This window comes from Pseudomonas sp. SORGH_AS_0199, from assembly GCF_031453735.1.
Classification (GTDB): Bacteria; Pseudomonadota; Gammaproteobacteria; order Pseudomonadales; family Pseudomonadaceae; genus Chryseomonas; species Chryseomonas aestiva.
Window position 1 is genome coordinate 4,336,326 of sequence record NZ_JAVJAE010000001.1, and the last position, 16,767, is coordinate 4,353,092.

The following is a 16,767-nucleotide window of genomic DNA, read 5'->3' on the forward strand; positions in this document are numbered from 1 at the left end:
GACACCGTGCCGGCTCGCCGGCTACACTCGGGGCCATCACCCACGGAGCGGCCCGACATGACCACCCCAGACGCGCGTGAACGGCGGGAATACTATCGCATCACCGACCGTATCGCACTGCAAATCAGCCCTGCCGACGGGGTCCCCGGCGAGACCGCGCCCTTGTTCGCACTCCTGAGCGAACTGCATCAGCTGGAATTCGAATCCCGTCACCTGCTGCGCAATCTGGACGAGCGCGACCGCGCCGTTACCGCCTGCCTGCGCCTGGTGAACAAGCGCCTGGACCTGCTCGGCCAGGCCTTTACCTGGAATCTGCTGCACGACAGCGGCGCCACCCGCGACGTGGTGCTGTCCGAGGGCGGCCTGGCCTTCGTCGATGCCGAGCCCTACACCCTGGGCACCCGACTCGACCTGCGCATGGCATTGCCGCCCCAGGGCCTGGGCCTGCAGGTGCTGGCGGAGGTGACCGGTTGCCAGGCCGTGGCCGGCGGGTACGAGATCGGCACCAGCTTCATCGACCTGGAAGACGCCCAGCGCCAGTTGCTGGCGCGCCATGTCCTGCGTCAGCAGGCCCGGGTACGCCGCGCCGACCGTGGAGACGAGGCGTGAAACGCCCCTGGCTGGCGGCCCTGCTGCTCGGTACCGCCCTGCCCGGCTGGGCCGAGACCCTGCAGATCCCGCTGGGCCAGCAGGGCGATGGCAGTACCCCGCTGCCCCTGCGCGGCGACAGTCGCAGCCAGGTTCTGGAGCGCTTCGGCCTGCCCGACCAGGAGCATCCTCCGGTCGGACGCCCGGCGATTCGCCGCTGGGACTACAGAGATTTCAGCGTCTATTTCGAAAACGATCGGGTGCTGGACGCGGTCCGTGAACCGCGGCGCCCGGTCCCGTCACCCTAGGAGCCCCCATGACCCTCATTTACGGACACCGCGGTGCCCGCGGCGAAGCCCCGGAAAATACCCTGGCCGGTTTCGAGCTGTGCCTGGAGCTGGGCGTCCGGCGCTGCGAACTGGATCTGCACCTCTCCCGGGACGGCGAGCTGGTGGTGATTCATGACCCGACCCTGAAACGTACCACCGGGCGAGGCGGCAAGGTCAGCGAAAAGGCCGTCGCCGATCTGGTCGCCCTGGATGCCCGCCAGGGCGGCCCGGTCTGGCCACGCCCCTGCCCAATTCCGACCCTGCGCGAATTGTTCGAGAAGTGCGCCTTCGACCACTGGCAGCTGGAGGTGAAGAGCGCCTCGCGGGTGCGGGCGGCGCAGACCGTCAGGGCCATCGCCCAGCTGGTCGAGGAATTCGGCCTGCAGGACAGGATCACCGTGACCAGCGCCTCGCGCGAGGTCCTGCGCGCCCTGCAGCGCGATACGCCGCATCTGGCGCGTGGGCTGGTGGCAGAGTACGCCTGGCTGGATCCGCTCAAGGTGGCCGCTCACTACGACTGCCACCTGCTGGCGCTGAACTGGACGCTGTGCACCCCGGAGCGGCTGCTCAAGGCCCAGCGCCAGGGCTTGCATGTCTCGGTCTGGACGGTGAACGACGCCAGCCTGATGCGCCGCCTGGCCGACTTCGGCGCGGACAGCCTGATCACCGACTTCCCGAGCCTGGCGCGACGGACGTTGGGGTAGGCGCTGGCGCAGGTCGAAGCCCGGGACGTGTTGGGCTTCGCTGCGCTCAACCCAACCTACGAAAGCCAAATCTGGCCATCGCGGCCATGGGCCGCTCCTACAGGCACGAACGTTACCGTAGGAGCGGCCGCATCGGCAGACCGCCGTGGCCGCGATATAAGCCGACGCAGAACCGTAGCGTGGAAAACGGCGCAGCCTTTTCCACTGGAGGCTGCTACGGGGGTACCCTCACCCCAGCCCTCTCCCGAGGGGAGAGGGGGCTAGCCGAGCGGACATTTGCCTCCGTCCGCCCAACCTAGGCCGACTCAGAACAGCCGATTCAACCCATCGAAGGCCGCCACCCGGTAGGCCTCGGCCATGGTCGGGTAGTTGAAGGTGGTGTTGACGAAATAGCGGATGCTGTTCGCCGCACCTTCCTGGTTCATGATCGCCTGGCCGATGTGCAGGATCTCCGACGCCTGGTCGCCGAAGCAGTGCACGCCCAGCACCTGCAGGGTCTCGCGGTGGAAAAGGATCTTCAGCATGCCCACCGGTTCGCCGGAGATCTGCGCCCGCGCCATGCTCTTGAAGAAGGCCTTGCCAACCTCGTAGGGCACCTTTTCCTGGGTCAGCTCGCGCTCGGTCTTGCCCAGCGAACTGATCTCGGGAATGGTGTAGATGCCGGTGGGGATGTCGTTGACCACCCGCCCGTTGTTGTCGTGCAGGATGTTGTCCGACGCCGAACGCCCCTGGTCGTAGGCGGCACTGGCCAGACTCGGCCAGCCGATGACGTCGCCCGCCGCATAGATGTTGGCGACCGAGGTCCGGTAGTTCTCATCGACGGTGACCTGGCCCCGGCTGTTGACCGAGATGCCCACGTTCTGCAGGCCCAGCTGGTCGGTGTTGCCGGTCCGGCCGTTACACCACAGCAGGGCATCGGCGCGTAGCTTCTTGCCGGACTTCAGATGCAGGACGACGCCGTTTTCCTGGCCTTCGATGCGCTCGTACTCCTCGTTGTGGCGAATGAGCACATTGTTGTTCTGCAGGTGATAACTCAGGGCGTCGGAGATTTCGTCGTCGAGGAAGCTGAGCAGCTGGTCGCGGTTGTCGATCAGGTCCACCAGCACGCCGAGGCCGCTGAAGATGGAGGCGTATTCGCTGCCGATCACCCCGGCGCCGTAGATGATCAGCCGGCGCGGGGTATGGGTCAGCGACAGGATAGTGTCGCTGTCGTAGATGCGCGGATGGCTGAAGTCCACGTCCACCGGGCGATAGGGACGCGAACCGGTGGCGATGACGACCTGCTTGGCCACCAGGCGCTCCAGGTCACCGCGCAGGTTGACGATCTCGATGGTGTTGTCGTCGGCGAAGCTGGCGGTGCCGAAGAACAGGTCGACCCGGTTGCGCGCGTAGTAGCCGGTACGAGACGACACCTGCCGGGCGATCACCCGCTCAGCGCTGCGCAGCACGTCGGGAAAGGAGAACCAGCGCGGCTCGCCGATGGAGCGGAACATCTCGTTGGTGTTGAACTGGATGATCTGCTTGACCGAATGGCGCAGGGCCTTGGAGGGAATGGTGCCCAGGTGGGTGCAGTTGCCGCCGACCACCTGGCGATTGTCCACCACCGCCACGCGGCGGCCATTCTTGGCGGCGTTCATCGCCGCGCCCTCACCGGCCGGTCCCGAACCCAATACCACCACGTCGTAGCTATAGACCGCCATGCTTTCTCCTCAGAAGGTTAGCCGTCCGCAGGCGACGGCTGGAGCCGGACCGCCTCATGCGAGGCCGGATCCGACGCGAGATCGCCCCCAGGGGGCTGCGACCTCTTGTCACGGGCCGCTATTGTGGCGCAAAACCCGGTCAAAACGAAAACGGGAGCCGCCTGGGCTCCCGTTTTTTCTTGCAAGTCAGCCTCGCCTAGCGCGCAAGACTCAGGCCGGGAAGGCCGGCGGATTAACCCCCGCCATCTCTTCCAGCACCCGCACGACCTGGCAGCTGTAACCGAACTCGTTGTCGTACCAGACATAGAGGACGACACGGTTGTCGCTGACGATGGTGGCACCGGCATCGACCACGCCCGCATGACGGGAGCCGACGAAGTCGCTGGAGACCACTTCCGGCGAGTTCACGAAATCGATCTGCTTGTGCAGCGGCGAGTGCAGCGCCATTTCGCGCAGGTACTCGTTGATCTCGTCCTTGCTGGTGCCGTTTTCCAGGTTCAGGTTGAGGATCGCCATGGAAACGTTGGGCGTCGGCACGCGGATGGCGTTGCCGGTCAGCTTGCCAGCCAGTTCCGGCAGGGCCTTGGCCACGGCCTTGGCGGCGCCGGTCTCGGTAATCACCATGTTCAGCGCGGCGCTGCGGCCACGGCGATCGCCCTTGTGGAAGTTGTCGATCAGGTTCTGGTCGTTGGTGTACGAGTGCACGGTCTCGACGTGACCGTTGACGATGCCGTACTTGTCGTTGACCGCCTTCAGGATCGGCACGATGGCGTTGGTGGTGCAGGAGGCCGCGGTGACGATGGTGTCTTCGGCGGTGATGGTGTCATGGTTGATGCCATGCACGATGTTCTTCAAGCTGCCCTTGCCGGGTGCGGTCAGCACCACGCGGGAGACGCCCTTGCACTTGAGGTGCTGGCCCAGGCCTTCGGCATCGCGCCATCTGCCGGTGTTGTCGACCACGATGGCATCCTGGATGCCGTACGCGGTGTAGTCGACGGTGGTGGGATCGTTGGAGTAGATCACCTTGATCAGGGTGCCGTTGGCGCACAGGGTGCTGTTGGCTTCGTCGACGGTGATGGTGCCGTCGAAGGAACCGTGCACGGAATCGCGACGCAGCAGGCTGGCACGCTTGACCAGGTCGTTGTCGGCGCCCTTGCGCACGACGATGGCGCGCAGGCGCAGGCCGTCGCCGCTACCCTGGTGCTCGATGAGGATGCGCGCCAGCAGCCGGCCGATACGACCGAAGCCGTAGAGCACGACGTCCTTGCCCTTGCGCTGCTCGACGCCCTGCTTGCCGACCACGGCGGACAGCTCGCTGCGCAGGAAGTCCTTGAGGTCGCGACCGGCGGCTTCGGCCTTGAACTTCAGGCTCAGGCGGGCCAGGTCGATGGAGGCGGCGCCCAGTTCCAGCTCGCTCAGGGCCTTCACCAGCGGGTAGGTGTCCTGCACGGACAGCTCGACGTTGTCGATCTGGCGGGCGAACCGGTGGGCCTTGAGAATGGAGATCACCGAACGGTTGACCAAACCGCGACCGTAAATCGAGGTCACAACATTGTTGTTACGGTACAGCTGACCAATCAGGGGAATCATGGCCTCGGCGAGCGCTTCGCGATCGATCCATTCTTCAAGGCACTGCTCAGGCTTCTGACTCACGACAAATCCTTCCCTATGTAGGAGCTGAAAAAAGGAACTACATTATGACCGCGCTGCCTCTCCCAGGCAATCTACGCGCGTCGCTGCACTGACAGCGCGAAAGCCCGGTCGTTACAATCCCAACCCTCCCGAAATCCACCGGAGTTCCGCCCGCGTGTCAGTTTTGCGTACCCCGTCAATTCCTGAAACCGCCGGCCGCCAGCAGTGGGGCAATCTGCCCGGCGCCGCGCTAGCCCTCGCCATCGCTGAAGCCGCCAAGGCCGCGACTCGCCGCTTCACCCTGCTGATCACCCAGGACAGCCAGACCGCTGATCGCCTGGAGCAGGAACTGCGCTTCTTCGCCCCCGGGTTGCCGGTGCTGAATTTTCCCGATTGGGAGACGCTGCCCTACGATGTCTTCTCGCCGCATCAGGACATCATCTCCCAGCGCGTCGCGACTCTTTATAGGCTGCCGGAGCTCTCCCACGGTATTTTGGTAGTCCCTCTGGCGACCGCCCTACACCGCCTGGCACCCACCCGTTTCCTGCTCGGCAGCAGCCTGGTGCTGGACGTCGGCCAGCGGCTGGACGTGGAAGCCACCCGCGGACGGCTGGAAGCAGCCGGCTATAGATATGTGGATACGGTGTACGAACATGGCGAGTTCGCCGTGCGAGGCGCCCTGATCGATCTCTTCCCCATGGGCAGCAACCTGCCCTACCGCATCGACCTGTTCGACGACGAGATCGAGACGCTGCGCACCTTCGATCCGGAAACGCAGCGATCCATCGACAAGGTCGACAGCATCCGCCTGCTGCCGGCGCGGGAATTTCCGCTGCATAAAGAAGCCGTGACCGGCTTTCGCGCGCGATTCCGCGAGCGCTTCGACGTGGACTATCGCCGCTGTCCCATCTACCAGGACCTGGCCAGCGGCATCACGCCGGCGGGCATCGAGTACTACCTGCCGCTGTTCTTCGATGAAACCTCGACCCTCTTCGACTATCTGCCGGCCAACACCCAGGTGTTTTCCCTGCCCGGCATCGAGCAGGCCGCCGAGCAATTCTGGACCGATGTCCGCAATCGCTACGAAGACCGCCGGGTCGATCCGGAGCGGCCGCTGCTGCCGCCGGCCGATGTCTTCCTGCCGGTTGAAGACTGCTTCGCCCGCCTGAAGAACTGGCCGCGGGTGGTCATTGGCGCGGACGACCTGGAATCCGGCGTGGGCCGTGAGCGCTTCGCCGCCCGCGCCCTGCCGGACCTGGCCATCGACGCCAAGGCCAGCCAGCCGCTGGCGGCCCTGGAGCACTTCATCACCGACTTCCCCGGCCGGGTGCTGTTCACCGCGGAAAGCGCCGGTCGCCGCGAAGTGCTGCTGGAGTTGCTGGCCCGCCTGAATCTGCGCCCCGGCCAGGTCGAGGGCTGGGCGGCCTTCCAGGCCAGCGCCGAGCGCATCGCCATCGCCCTGGCGCCACTGGACGAGGGCCTGGTGCTGGATGACGCCGGCGTCGCCCTGATTCCGGAAAATCCGCTGTTCGGCCAGCGCATCATGCAGCGCCGCCGCCGCGAGAAGGGTCGCGATGCCGGCGAGAACGTCATCAAGAATCTCACCGAGTTGCGCGAAGGCGCGCCGGTAGTGCACATCGACCATGGCGTTGGCCGCTACATGGGCCTGATCACCCTGGAGCTGGACGACCAGCCCCAGGAATTCCTCCTGCTCGAATACGCCGACGACGCCAAGCTCTATGTGCCGGTGGCCAGCCTGCACCTGATCGCCCGCTATTCAGGCACCGACGATGCCCTCGCGCCGCTGCACAAGCTGGGTTCCGAGACCTGGCAGAAGGCCAAGCGCAAGGCCGCCGAACAGGTGCGCGACGTGGCCGCCGAACTGCTCGACATCTATGCCCGCCGCGCCGCGCGCAAGGGCTATGCCTTCAGGGACCCGGCCGTCGACTACGCCACCTTCTCCGCCGGCTTCCCCTTCGAGGAGACGCCGGACCAGCAGGCCGCCATCGAGGCGGTGCACAAGGACATGCTGGCGGGCACGCCCATGGACCGCCTGGTCTGCGGCGACGTGGGCTTCGGCAAGACCGAGGTGGCCATGCGCGCAGCCTTCATCGCCGTGCACGGCGGTCGCCAGGTGGCGGTGCTGGTCCCCACCACCCTCCTCGCCCAGCAGCACTACAACAGCTTCCGCGACCGCTTCGCCGACTGGCCGGTACGGGTCGAGGTGATGAGCCGCTTCAAGTCGGCCCAGGAAGTCGCCGCCGCCGCGCGGGAGCTGGCCGATGGCAAGATCGACATCATCATCGGCACCCACAAGCTGTTGCAGGGCGATGTGAAGTTCAAGGACCTGGGCCTGGCCATCATCGACGAGGAGCACCGCTTCGGGGTGCGTCAGAAGGAACAGCTGAAGTCGCTGCGCAGCGAGGTGGACATCCTCACCCTCACCGCCACGCCGATTCCGCGCACCCTGAACATGGCGGTGGCCGGCATGCGTGATCTGTCCATCATCGCCACGCCCCCGGCCCGCCGACTTTCGGTGCGCACCTTCGTCATGGAGGAACAGAACGCGGTGATCAAGGAAGCCCTGTTGCGCGAGCTCCTGCGCGGCGGCCAGGTGTACTTCCTGCACAACGAGGTCAAGACCATCGAGAAGCGCGCCCGCGAACTGGCCGAGCTGGTGCCCGAGGCCCGCGTCGGCATCGGCCACGGGCAGATGCGCGAACGCGATCTCGAACAGGTGATGAGCGACTTCTACCACAAGAGATTCAACGTGCTGGTGGCCTCGACCATCATCGAGACCGGCATCGACGTGCCCAATGCCAACACCATCATCATCGAGCGCGCCGACAAGTTCGGCCTGGCCCAGCTGCACCAGCTGCGCGGCCGGGTCGGGCGCAGTCACCACCAGGCCTACGCCTACCTGCTCACGCCGCCACGCAAGGGCATGACGCCGGATGCCGAAAAGCGCCTGGAAGCCATCGCCGGCGCCCAGGACCTGGGGGCCGGCTTCATCCTGGCGACCCACGACCTGGAGATCCGTGGCGCCGGAGAGTTGCTCGGCGAAGGCCAGAGCGGCCAGATCCAGGCGGTCGGCTTCACCCTCTACATGGAAATGCTGGAGCGCGCGGTCAAGGCCATCCGCAAGGGCGAGCAGCCCAACCTAGAAAAGCCCCTGGGGGGCGGTCCGGACATCAACATGCGCGTCCCCGCGCTGATCCCGGAAGACTACCTGCCCGATGTGCATGCGCGGCTGATCCTCTACAAGCGCATCGCCTCGGCAGCGGACGAAGAGGCCCTCAAGGAACTACAGGTGGAGATGATCGACCGCTTCGGCCTCCTGCCGGAACCGACCAAGAATCTGGTGCGCCTGACGCTGCTCAAGCTGCGCGCGGAAGGCCTGGGCATCGTCAAGGTGGATGCGGGCCCCCAGGGCGGGCGGCTGGAATTCGCCGCCGATACCCAGGTGGATCCACTGGTGCTGGTGAAGATGATCCAGGCGCAGCCGAAGAAGTATCGGCTGGAGGGCGCGACCCTGTTCAAGTTCCAGGTACCGATGGAGCGGGCGGAAGAGCGCTTCAACGTCCTGGAAGCCCTGTTCGATCGCCTGACGCCCGCCGCCAGCTGATCGAAGAGCCGCTCGCCGGGTATCCCCGGGAGCGGCTCGGTCGCCATCAGCCCGTCAGCACCTCGGCCAGCACCTGCCGCACCTCGTCGATGCCGCTGGCCAGGACCGCTTCGATCTCGGCCATGGTGATTTCCCGCTGCACCTTGCCGGCCGCCGGATTCACTACCAGCGCCAGGCAGGCATAGGGCAGGCCCAGTTCGCGCGCCAGGGCCGCTTCCGGCATCCCGGTCATGCCGACGATGTCGCAGCCGTCGCGTTCCAGCCGGACGATCTCTCCTGCCGTTTCCAGACGTGGCCCCTGGGTGGCGGCATAGACGCCATGGTCGCTGTGCGGCAGCTGCAGCTTGCGCAGCGCATTCAGCAGCTGCTGGCGCAGGGGCTCGTCGTAGGGAAAGCTGAAGTCGATGTGGGTGACATGCGCAAGGTCCGCGCCCTCGAAGAAGGTATGGCCGCGCCCCCAGGTGTAGTCCACCAGCTGGTGGGGCACGCACAGATGGCCACTGCCCATGGCGGCATGGATGCCACCCACGGCATTCACCGCGACGATGGCCTCGGCGCCGGCTTCCCTGAGCGCCCAGAGATTGGCGCGGTAGTTGACCTGGTGCGGCGGAATGCGGTGCGGATGGCCATGGCGGGCCAGGAACAGCACCGGTAGGCCGGCATAGTGGCCGCGCTGCACGGGCGCCGAGGGCGCACCCCAGGGCGTCTCGAAGGTCTGGGCCTGGTCCAGCTCCAGGCCGGCGAGCGCGGTGAGACCGGTGCCGCCGATGATGGCGTAGGTAGTCATGGAAACGTCCTTTAGATGAGTTCAGCCTGGCGCAACCGCCGCAGGGCAAGACTCCACTGCGGTTGCTGGCGGTAATCGAGATCGACGAGGCGGCGGGCTCTCATGCTGGCCAGTCGTGGCGCGGGCGAGACGCCCAGCTGCTGCACCCGGGTCAGGGCCAACTCGGCCGCTGCGCGGTCATTGCACACCAGCCCCATGTCGCAGCCGGCGGTGAGCGCCGCCTCGACGCGCTGGCCGGCATCGCCCGCGACGTGGGCACCCGCCATCGACAGGTCGTCGCTGAAGATCACGCCCCGGTAATCCAGCTCGCCGCGCAGGATGTCCTGCAGCCAACGGCGGGAAAAGCCGGCCGGCTGGGGATCCACCGCTGGATAGATGACGTGAGCGGGCATCACCGCTCCCAAGGTCGGCAAGAGAGCCTGGAACGGGCGCAGATCGGTGCGCAACAGGGTGTCCAGATCGCGCTCGTCGGTGGGAATGGCATAGTGGGAGTCGGCTTCGGCCCAGCCGTGGCCGGGGAAGTGCTTGCCGGTGGCGGCCATACCGGCGTCGCCCATGCCCGCGATGAAGGCACTGCCCAGCTCGATCACCTGGTCGGCACTGCCAAAGGAACGGGCGCCGATGACCTGGCTGCGCCCATGGTCGACGTCCAGCACCGGGGCGAAACTGAAGTCCAGCCCCACCGCCAGGATCTCGGTCGCCATCAGCCAGCCGCAGAGGCGGGCGAGTTCCGCGCTGTCCGCGCGCCCGCCCAGCTGCCCCATGGCCGGCAACCGCACCACGTCGCGGCGCAGGCGCTGCACGCGACCGCCTTCCTGGTCCACGGCCAGCAACAGCTCCGGCCGCACCGCGCGAATGGCACGGCACAGTTCCCGTACCTGCCCCGGGGTTTCGATGTTGCGGGCGAACAGGATCAGTCCGCCCACCTCCGGCTGGCGCAGCAGCTGGCGATCCTCGGCGGTGAGCCAGGTGCCAGCGATATCGACCATCAGAGAGCCTTGCATGGGTACCTCGTCCGAATGCTCCGGCGCACGGCGCCGTGAAAGGGACGCAAGCTTACCCCAGGCACCGCCGGCCTCGCAGCCTAGTAGCTCTCGGCCGTCTCCGCGACCACCGGCCGCCGTGGCCGATACTGCGCCTGAGCCAGCTCCGGCGCGTGCATCGCCGTGGGGGCGCGCATTCCGCTGGCGAGGAAGGGCACCATGAGTCGCAGTACCTGATCGGTATGGGTATCGACGCCGAAATCGTTTTCGCCGATCGCCCGCAGCGCCTTGATGCCGGACATGCTGAACACCGCCGCGCCCAGCATGAAGTGGGCGCGCCAGAACAGCTCCAGCGGCGGGATCTCGGGCACGGCTCGATTCACCAGCAGCAGGAAGCGGCGGAAGGCGCGGCCGTAGGTCTGTTCCAGGTACTTGCGCAGGTGGCCCTGGCTCTGGCTGAAGGCCAGGCCCAGCAGACGCATGAATACCGAGAGGTCATTGCCATGCCGCGGCTTGATGGCCAGGGAGTGATCCACCAGCAGATTCAACAGCGCCTCCAGGCTCACGTCCTCGCCATGCTTCGGCTGCCACTGATCGAGGTCCCGCTCCAGGTTGAAACAGAAGGGATCGAGAAATCGCGAGAACACCGCCTGGATCAGGGCCTTCTTCGAGCCGAAGTGATAGTTGACCGCGGCCAGGTTGACCCCAGCTCGCGTGGTGATGAGTCGCAACGAGGTTTCGGCAAAGCCGCGCTCGGCGAACAGCTGCTCGGCCGCATCCAGAATGCGTTCAACGGTATCCGACTGCGCCATGACCTTCCCCGATAGATGAATTTCCGTTTGAAACATATGTTTCAAACGCTACCGAAGTCAATCGCGGGCTCGTCTGCGAACAGCCATGCGAAGCCCTGGAAGGCACGTCATTCCGTCATTTGAACGCTATCTACAGTGAATTCGGCCTGTCGTCCGAAGCCAGGGGCAGCGGCCTTGCCTAGCACCCGGAGTTACTGTATATAATCACAGCATCATTAGACGACGCGACGTGCATCATGCTGAAACTGACACCGCGACAAGCCGAGATCCTGGCCTTCATCAAGCGTTGCCTCGAAGCCAATGGCTTTCCGCCTACCCGCGCGGAGATCGCGCAGGAGCTTGGTTTCAAATCGCCGAACGCGGCCGAGGAGCACCTCAAGGCCCTGGCACGCAAGGGCGCCATCGAGATGACGCCGGGCGCCTCTCGGGGTATCCGCATTCCGGGTCTGGATGCCACGCGCAAAGCCGACGAGAGCCTGCCGGTTATCGGTCGGGTTGCTGCGGGCGCGCCCATCCTGGCCGAACAGAACGTCGAAGAGAACTGCGCCATCAATCCGGCTTTCTTCCAGCCACGTGCCGACTACCTGCTCAAGGTCAAGGGCATGAGCATGAGAGACGTCGGCATCCTTGATGGCGACCTCCTGGCCGTCCACGTGACCCGTGAGGTGCACAACGGCCAGATTGTCGTGGCCCGGGTGGGCGACGAGGTTACCGTGAAGAGATTCAAACGCTCGGGCAATCAGGTCACTCTGCTGGCAGAGAATCCCGAGTTCGCCCCTATCGAAGTCGATCTTTCCACCCAGGAATTCGCCATCGAAGGGTTAAGCGTTGGCGTCATCCGCCGCTAACGTCTAAGGCTGGCCCTCGGGCCAGCTTTAATCACGCCTTTTGCCTTACGCCGAAGTCTTGATCGGGGATATCTGTTCGCGCTCCGGAAAGCGTTCAAGACCAGGCTGAGCACAGTGACGTCATGTATCCGTGGTACATGACCTCAAGTGGATTTGATCGAGTAGCCTCCAGGAGGTCGCCATGCAATTTCCCCTGATGTTCGATGCACCGCGCTCGTCCGTTCAAGAGCTGGATCTGGCACCCGAGCTCCTGCTGCAGGAGCTGACTGCCTTTCTGCCCAAGCCTGGCAGGCCGGCACGAGAGCTGCCGGCCGCCCCACTGCCGGACACTTTCAGCGAGATGTCCCTGCACGGTAGCCAGGAGCAATGCTTGCAATTGCTGGCTCCCATCCTGCGCCAGCTGAGCGACAAGGACGATGCCCGCTGGCTGACCCTGGTCACGCCACCGTCGCTGCTCAGCAACGCATGGCTGCGCAGTACCCATCTGAATCCGGAGCGCGTGCTGCTGCTGCAGACGCCGAGCGCGGCCAAGACCCTGCAACTGGCCTGCGAGGTGTTGCGCAAGGGACAGAGTCATACGGTGATCAGTTGGCTGCACGACCTGAGCGATGCGGGCAAGCAGCAACTGGCACGCGCCGCGGCCCAGGGCAACAGCCAGAGTCTGAACGTCAGATTCGCGTAGGCAGCAGGCAGAAAGGGATGTAGCGGCGGCATTCCCGCGAGGAATGCCGGATCGGGCGGAGAGTCAGTGCAGGACGCGGGGTTGATCGTCACGCTGAAGACTGTCGCCTTCCGCCAGGCGACCCGCCATCTGCACGCCCAGGTTGAACATGGCCTTGGCCACCTCTATCTGCTGTCCATGCAGGAAATCCTTGGCATCGCTGGAAAACTCAAGGGTAACGAGGGCTTCCTCGTCGTCCGCACGGCGCAACACGATGCGACCATCGGAGAGTTCAACGATTTCCAGGTAGGCAGTAGTCATTCAGTATCTCCACAGCTAAGCGGATAGTGTAACAGCGTGGGGTCTGAGAGGCCGACTTGCCTGAGCCTTTTTCGACGGTCTGCAAGGCCAGCATCCTGACGGCCTTGGATGAGTTGCCAATGGAACGGGTCTACCACTCGGTCATGGCACCGCGGAATCTGAGCGCCGTCTGCTTGAGGCTTTCGCGCCAGGCTTCCACTTCTTCAAGACCCAGCTCCGGCTCGGCCGGTTCCAGGCTGACCGCCTCGATCAGGGCCAGCGTCGGGTCCTGCTTGGGCCGTCGTGGCGCCTGGGGCGGCTGCAGCAGCCGCTGGTATTCGGCGATCAGCCGTGCCAGCCAGGTCTCCGAATTGCCAGCCAGCTCCACCAGCTCACCCATTTCCGGGCTGGGCGCTTCGTTCAAGGCTTCGGGTGAGAGCAGGATGGCGAGCGATGTGGCCTCCATGGTGGGATGACGGTAGAAACCCGCCACTTCCTGACAGAGCGCCAGCAGGGCGCCATGCAGATGAAACAGGCAGGCCTCACGCTCGGCCATGATGCGGCCCTGGCTTTGCGCGGAAGGTGCCGCCTGAGCCGAGCGCCAGCTGTCCAGCGCCAGACCGGCGAAATAGAGCTTCTGGTTGGTGCGGGTGTAACGCTCGTTGGCCATGCCCTTCTCCTCGGGCCGGCTCACGCCGACCGCCTGTCTCACGCCGAAGCCAGAGGCCCTAGCGCTTCTCTTCGACCTGCCACTTCTTGCCGTCGTAGAAGGCCTTCCAGCCGGTGGGCTTGCCCTCGACCTCGGTCTGCACGTACTGCTCCTTGGTCTTGCGGCTGAAGCGGATCACCGCCGGGCGACCCTCGCCATCCTTCACCGGAGCACTGAGCAGATAATGGTACTTGGGATCGATCTCGTCGCGATGGGGCAGCAATTCGCTGACCAACGGCGCACGGGTTTCGCGATTCTTCGGGAAGCCGCTGGCCGCCAGGAACAGACCCGAAGCGCCATCACGCAACACATAGGTGTCGTCGACCTTTTCGCAACGCAGCTCCGGCATGGGTACGGCGTCCATCTTCGGCGGCGCCGGCTCACCGTTCTTGAGCAGCTTGCGGGTGTTCTTGCAGGCCGGGTTGGTACAGCCGAAGAACTTGCCGAAGCGGCCGGTCTTGAGCTGCATCTCGCTGCCGCACTTGTCGCATTCCAGCGACGGGCCTTCGTAGCCCTTGATGCGATAGCTGCCTTCCTCGATCCCGTAGCCCGGGCAATCCGGGTTGTTGCCGCAGACGTGCAGCTTGCGATGCTCGTCGATCAGATAGGCATCCATCGCGGTGCTGCAGATGGGGCAGCGATGCTTGCCACGCAGGACCAGAGATTCAGATTCGCCCTCGTCGTCTTCGGCTATCTCGTCGCCGGGCACCAGGTTGATGGTGGCCTTGCAGCGTTCCTTGGGCGGCAGGGCGTAACCGGAGCAGCCCAGGAAGACGCCAGTGGAGGCGGTACGGATCATCATTGGCCGGCCGCAGAGCTGGCAGGGAATGTCCGTCAGGGTCGGCTGATTGGCGCGCATGCCCTTCTCGCCCGCTTCGGCGTATTCCAGCTTCTGCTTGAAATCCCCATAGAATTCGTCGAGCAGATTCTTCCAGTCCCGTTCGCCCTGGGCGACGTTGTCCAGATTGCCTTCCATGTTGGCGGTGAAGCTGAAATCCATCAGGTTGGCGAAGCTTTCGTTCAACCGGTCGGTAACGATGTCGCCCATCTTCTCGGCATAGAAACGGCGATTGTGCACCGTCACGTAGCCGCGATCCTGGATGGTGGAAATGATGGCGGCATAGGTCGAGGGCCGGCCGATGCCGCGCTTCTCCAGCTCCTTGACCAGGCTGGCTTCGGAGAAGCGGGCCGGCGGCTTGGTGAAGTGCTGGCTCGGATCGAGCTTGACCAGGCCGAGGTCCTCGCCCTGCTTCATCTCGGGCAGGACGTCATCGTCGCCCGGCTTGCTCTGCTGCGGCAGGACCCGGGTATAGCCGTCGAACTTGAGGATGCGGCCACGGGCACGCAGCTCGAAGTCACCCGCCGCGGCAGTCACGGTGGTGGACAGGTATTCGGCTGGGGGCATCTGGCAGGCCAGGAACTGGCGCCAGATCAGTTCGTACAGACGCTCGGCATCACGCTCCATGCCCGACAGGCTGTTGGGCTTGACGTTAATGTCGGATGGGCGGATGGCCTCGTGCGCTTCCTGGGCGCCTTCGCGGCTGCCGTAGACATTGGCTTTTTCCGGCAGGTACTGCTTTCCGAATTCGCTCTCGATGTAACCGCGGGCCATGGCGATGGCATCGCCCGACAGGTTGGTCGAGTCGGTACGCATGTAGGTGATGTAGCCGGCCTCATAGAGACGCTGGGCCATCATCATGGTCTTCTTCACCCCGAAGCCCAGGCGATTGCTCGCGGCCTGCTGCAGGGTGGAGGTGATGAAGGGTGCCGAGGGCCGGCTGCTGGTCGGCTTGTCTTCGCGCTTGGCGATGCGATAGGCAGCCTTCTCCAGCTTGGTCAGGGCGGCCCTGGCCTGGGCTTCGTTCAGCGGCTTGAAGGCTTCACCCTTCTCGCGCACCACTTCGAAGCGCACCTGGGCCTTTTTCGGCGTGGCCAGGTCGGCGTGGATTTCCCAGTATTCCTCGGGGACGAAGGCGCGGATCTCGCGCTCACGCTCCACCACCAGCTTGACCGCGACGGACTGCACCCGACCGGCGGACAGGCCGCGGGCGATCTTCGACCACAACAGCGGCGAGACCATGTAGCCGACCACGCGGTCAAGGAAGCGGCGCGCCTGCTGGGCGTTGACGCGATTGATGTCCAGTTCGCCGGGCCGGGAGAAGGCCTCCTGGATGGCCTTCTTGGTAATTTCGTTGAAGACCACGCGCTTGTAGCGCGAGTCGTCGCCGCCGATGGCTTCCCGCAGGTGCCAGGCGATGGCCTCCCCTTCGCGGTCCAAGTCGGTCGCGAGATAGACGGTGTCGGCGTCCTTGGCCAGGCGGCGCAGTTCCTCGATCACCTTTTCCTTGCCGGGCAGGATCTCGTAGTGCGCCTTCCAGCCGTGTTCGGGGTCGACGCCCATGCGGGTGAAGAGCTGGCGCCGGGCCTTTTCCTTGGGTGACAGCGCGGGCGCCTCGGCGGCGGTCTTGCGCGTCTTGGCGGCGGGCTCCTTGGCGGTGCCGGCGCCGCTGGTGGGAAGGTCGCGGATATGGCCGATGCTCGACTTCACCACGTACTGGTTACCCAGGTACTTGTTGATGGTCTTGGCCTTGGCCGGGGATTCCACGATGACCAGCGATTTACCCATGGGAGAGTCAGATTCCTGCTTGAAGGCGGTAAGCGAGCGAAAGGCGAGCGCCGGAACGGCGGATGGAGGACCAGACCGATTTCAGTCTGGTGCGCCGGGGGCGGTCGGCCAACGCGGCACCGCTATATATAGTGGCGATGTCGGCAAGGTCAAGGCTGCGGCGTGGCATCCAGACCCAAGGGAGCGGCTTCGACGCTGATCAGCGCGAAGCGCGGCACCTGCTCGCCATCCACCTGGACGCTCTGGCGAAACATGCTCAGGGGACGCGCCCAGAGACCATATTCACCATACAACGCCTGATAGATGACCAGCTCTTCTTCGGTCTCGGAATGCCGGGCCAGACCCAGCACCCGATACTGCTGACCCTTGTAGTGCCGGTAGAGTCCCGTCTGCAATGCCATGTTCCACCTCGAAAAAAGAAAACCGGGGCAGCCCTGGGGCGCCCCGGTCGGATGACGCACGC

15 protein-coding genes are annotated in these 16,767 nt (G+C 65.1%); 6 read left to right on the forward strand and 9 right to left on the reverse strand.

Going from position 1 to position 16,767, the window contains the following annotated elements; all coding sequences use genetic code 11:
• Positions 1 to 57: 57 nt before the first annotated feature.
• The 3 genes from QE444_RS20335 to QE444_RS20345 are packed head-to-tail and all read left to right on the forward strand — an operon-like array spanning position 58 to position 1,621.
• Positions 58 to 609, forward strand: a complete 552-nt coding sequence (locus tag QE444_RS20335; RefSeq protein WP_133862788.1) for a PilZ domain-containing protein — start codon at positions 58 to 60, stop codon at positions 607 to 609.
• On the forward strand, positions 606 to 896 hold the full coding sequence (locus tag QE444_RS20340; protein WP_273862949.1) for a phosphodiesterase: 291 nt from the start codon (positions 606 to 608) through the stop codon (positions 894 to 896). The genes QE444_RS20335 and QE444_RS20340 overlap by 4 nt, the downstream gene beginning before the upstream one ends.
• An 8-nt stretch (positions 897 to 904) precedes the next feature.
• Positions 905 to 1,621 (forward strand): glycerophosphodiester phosphodiesterase, encoded by a 717-nt coding sequence (locus tag QE444_RS20345; protein ID WP_187980109.1) that lies wholly within the window; start codon positions 905 to 907, stop codon positions 1,619 to 1,621.
• Positions 1,622 to 1,926: 305 nt separating this feature from the next.
• On the opposite strand, the gene sthA is transcribed toward QE444_RS20345, so the two are convergent.
• Together sthA and QE444_RS20355 are read right to left on the reverse strand one after the other, a co-directional pair.
• Complete coding sequence (sthA, locus tag QE444_RS20350; protein ID WP_133862791.1) at positions 1,927 to 3,321, reverse strand: Si-specific NAD(P)(+) transhydrogenase; 1,395 nt, start codon at positions 3,319 to 3,321, stop codon at positions 1,927 to 1,929.
• Between the two features lie 210 nt (positions 3,322 to 3,531).
• Complete coding sequence (locus tag QE444_RS20355) at positions 3,532 to 4,974, reverse strand: glyceraldehyde-3-phosphate dehydrogenase (RefSeq protein WP_158894588.1); 1,443 nt, start codon at positions 4,972 to 4,974, stop codon at positions 3,532 to 3,534.
• A gap of 154 nt (positions 4,975 to 5,128) precedes the next feature.
• On the opposite strand from QE444_RS20355, the gene mfd reads away from it, so the two are divergent.
• A complete protein-coding gene (gene mfd, locus QE444_RS20360; RefSeq protein ID WP_309741366.1) occupies positions 5,129 to 8,578 on the forward strand; it encodes a transcription-repair coupling factor in 3,450 nt (1,149 codons plus the stop codon).
• 46 nt (positions 8,579 to 8,624) lie between these two features.
• Here mfd and QE444_RS20365 read toward each other — a convergent pair whose 3' ends face one another.
• From QE444_RS20365 to QE444_RS20375, 3 genes are all read right to left on the reverse strand, one after another.
• Positions 8,625 to 9,365, reverse strand: coding sequence for an S-methyl-5'-thioinosine phosphorylase (locus tag QE444_RS20365; RefSeq protein WP_187980110.1), 741 nt, complete (start codon positions 9,363 to 9,365; stop codon positions 8,625 to 8,627).
• An 11-nt stretch (positions 9,366 to 9,376) separates the two neighbouring features.
• Positions 9,377 to 10,369 (reverse strand): beta-N-acetylhexosaminidase, encoded by a 993-nt coding sequence (nagZ, locus tag QE444_RS20370; RefSeq protein ID WP_187980111.1) that lies wholly within the window; start codon positions 10,367 to 10,369, stop codon positions 9,377 to 9,379.
• A gap of 80 nt (positions 10,370 to 10,449) precedes the next feature.
• Positions 10,450 to 11,160, reverse strand: coding sequence for a TetR/AcrR family transcriptional regulator (locus QE444_RS20375; protein ID WP_133862796.1), 711 nt, complete (start codon positions 11,158 to 11,160; stop codon positions 10,450 to 10,452).
• Positions 11,161 to 11,396: 236 nt separating this feature from the next.
• Between QE444_RS20375 and lexA the strand changes: the two genes are divergently transcribed.
• Both lexA and sulA read left to right on the forward strand, forming a co-directional pair.
• Positions 11,397 to 12,008 (forward strand): transcriptional repressor LexA, encoded by a 612-nt coding sequence (gene lexA / locus QE444_RS20380; RefSeq protein ID WP_133862797.1) that lies wholly within the window; start codon positions 11,397 to 11,399, stop codon positions 12,006 to 12,008.
• A 181-nt stretch (positions 12,009 to 12,189) separates the two neighbouring features.
• Positions 12,190 to 12,690, forward strand: a complete 501-nt coding sequence (gene sulA / locus QE444_RS20385; protein WP_158894147.1) for an SOS-induced cell division inhibitor SulA — start codon at positions 12,190 to 12,192, stop codon at positions 12,688 to 12,690.
• A gap of 63 nt (positions 12,691 to 12,753) precedes the next feature.
• On the opposite strand, the gene QE444_RS20390 is transcribed toward sulA, so the two are convergent.
• The 4 genes from QE444_RS20390 to QE444_RS20405 form a co-directional block, all read right to left on the reverse strand.
• Complete coding sequence (locus tag QE444_RS20390; protein WP_007162387.1) at positions 12,754 to 12,990, reverse strand: hypothetical protein; 237 nt, start codon at positions 12,988 to 12,990, stop codon at positions 12,754 to 12,756.
• A 130-nt stretch (positions 12,991 to 13,120) separates the two neighbouring features.
• On the reverse strand, positions 13,121 to 13,639 hold the full coding sequence (locus QE444_RS20395; RefSeq protein WP_187980112.1) for a DUF6586 family protein: 519 nt from the start codon (positions 13,637 to 13,639) through the stop codon (positions 13,121 to 13,123).
• Positions 13,640 to 13,697: 58 nt separating this feature from the next.
• Positions 13,698 to 16,304 carry a type I DNA topoisomerase gene (gene topA / locus QE444_RS20400; RefSeq protein ID WP_309741376.1) on the reverse strand — a complete coding sequence of 869 codons (2,607 nt, stop codon included), beginning with the start codon at positions 16,302 to 16,304 and terminating at the stop codon, positions 13,698 to 13,700.
• A gap of 149 nt (positions 16,305 to 16,453) precedes the next feature.
• A complete protein-coding gene (locus QE444_RS20405) occupies positions 16,454 to 16,705 on the reverse strand; it encodes a DUF1653 domain-containing protein (RefSeq protein WP_309741378.1) in 252 nt (83 codons plus the stop codon).
• Positions 16,706 to 16,767 lie beyond the last annotated feature (62 nt).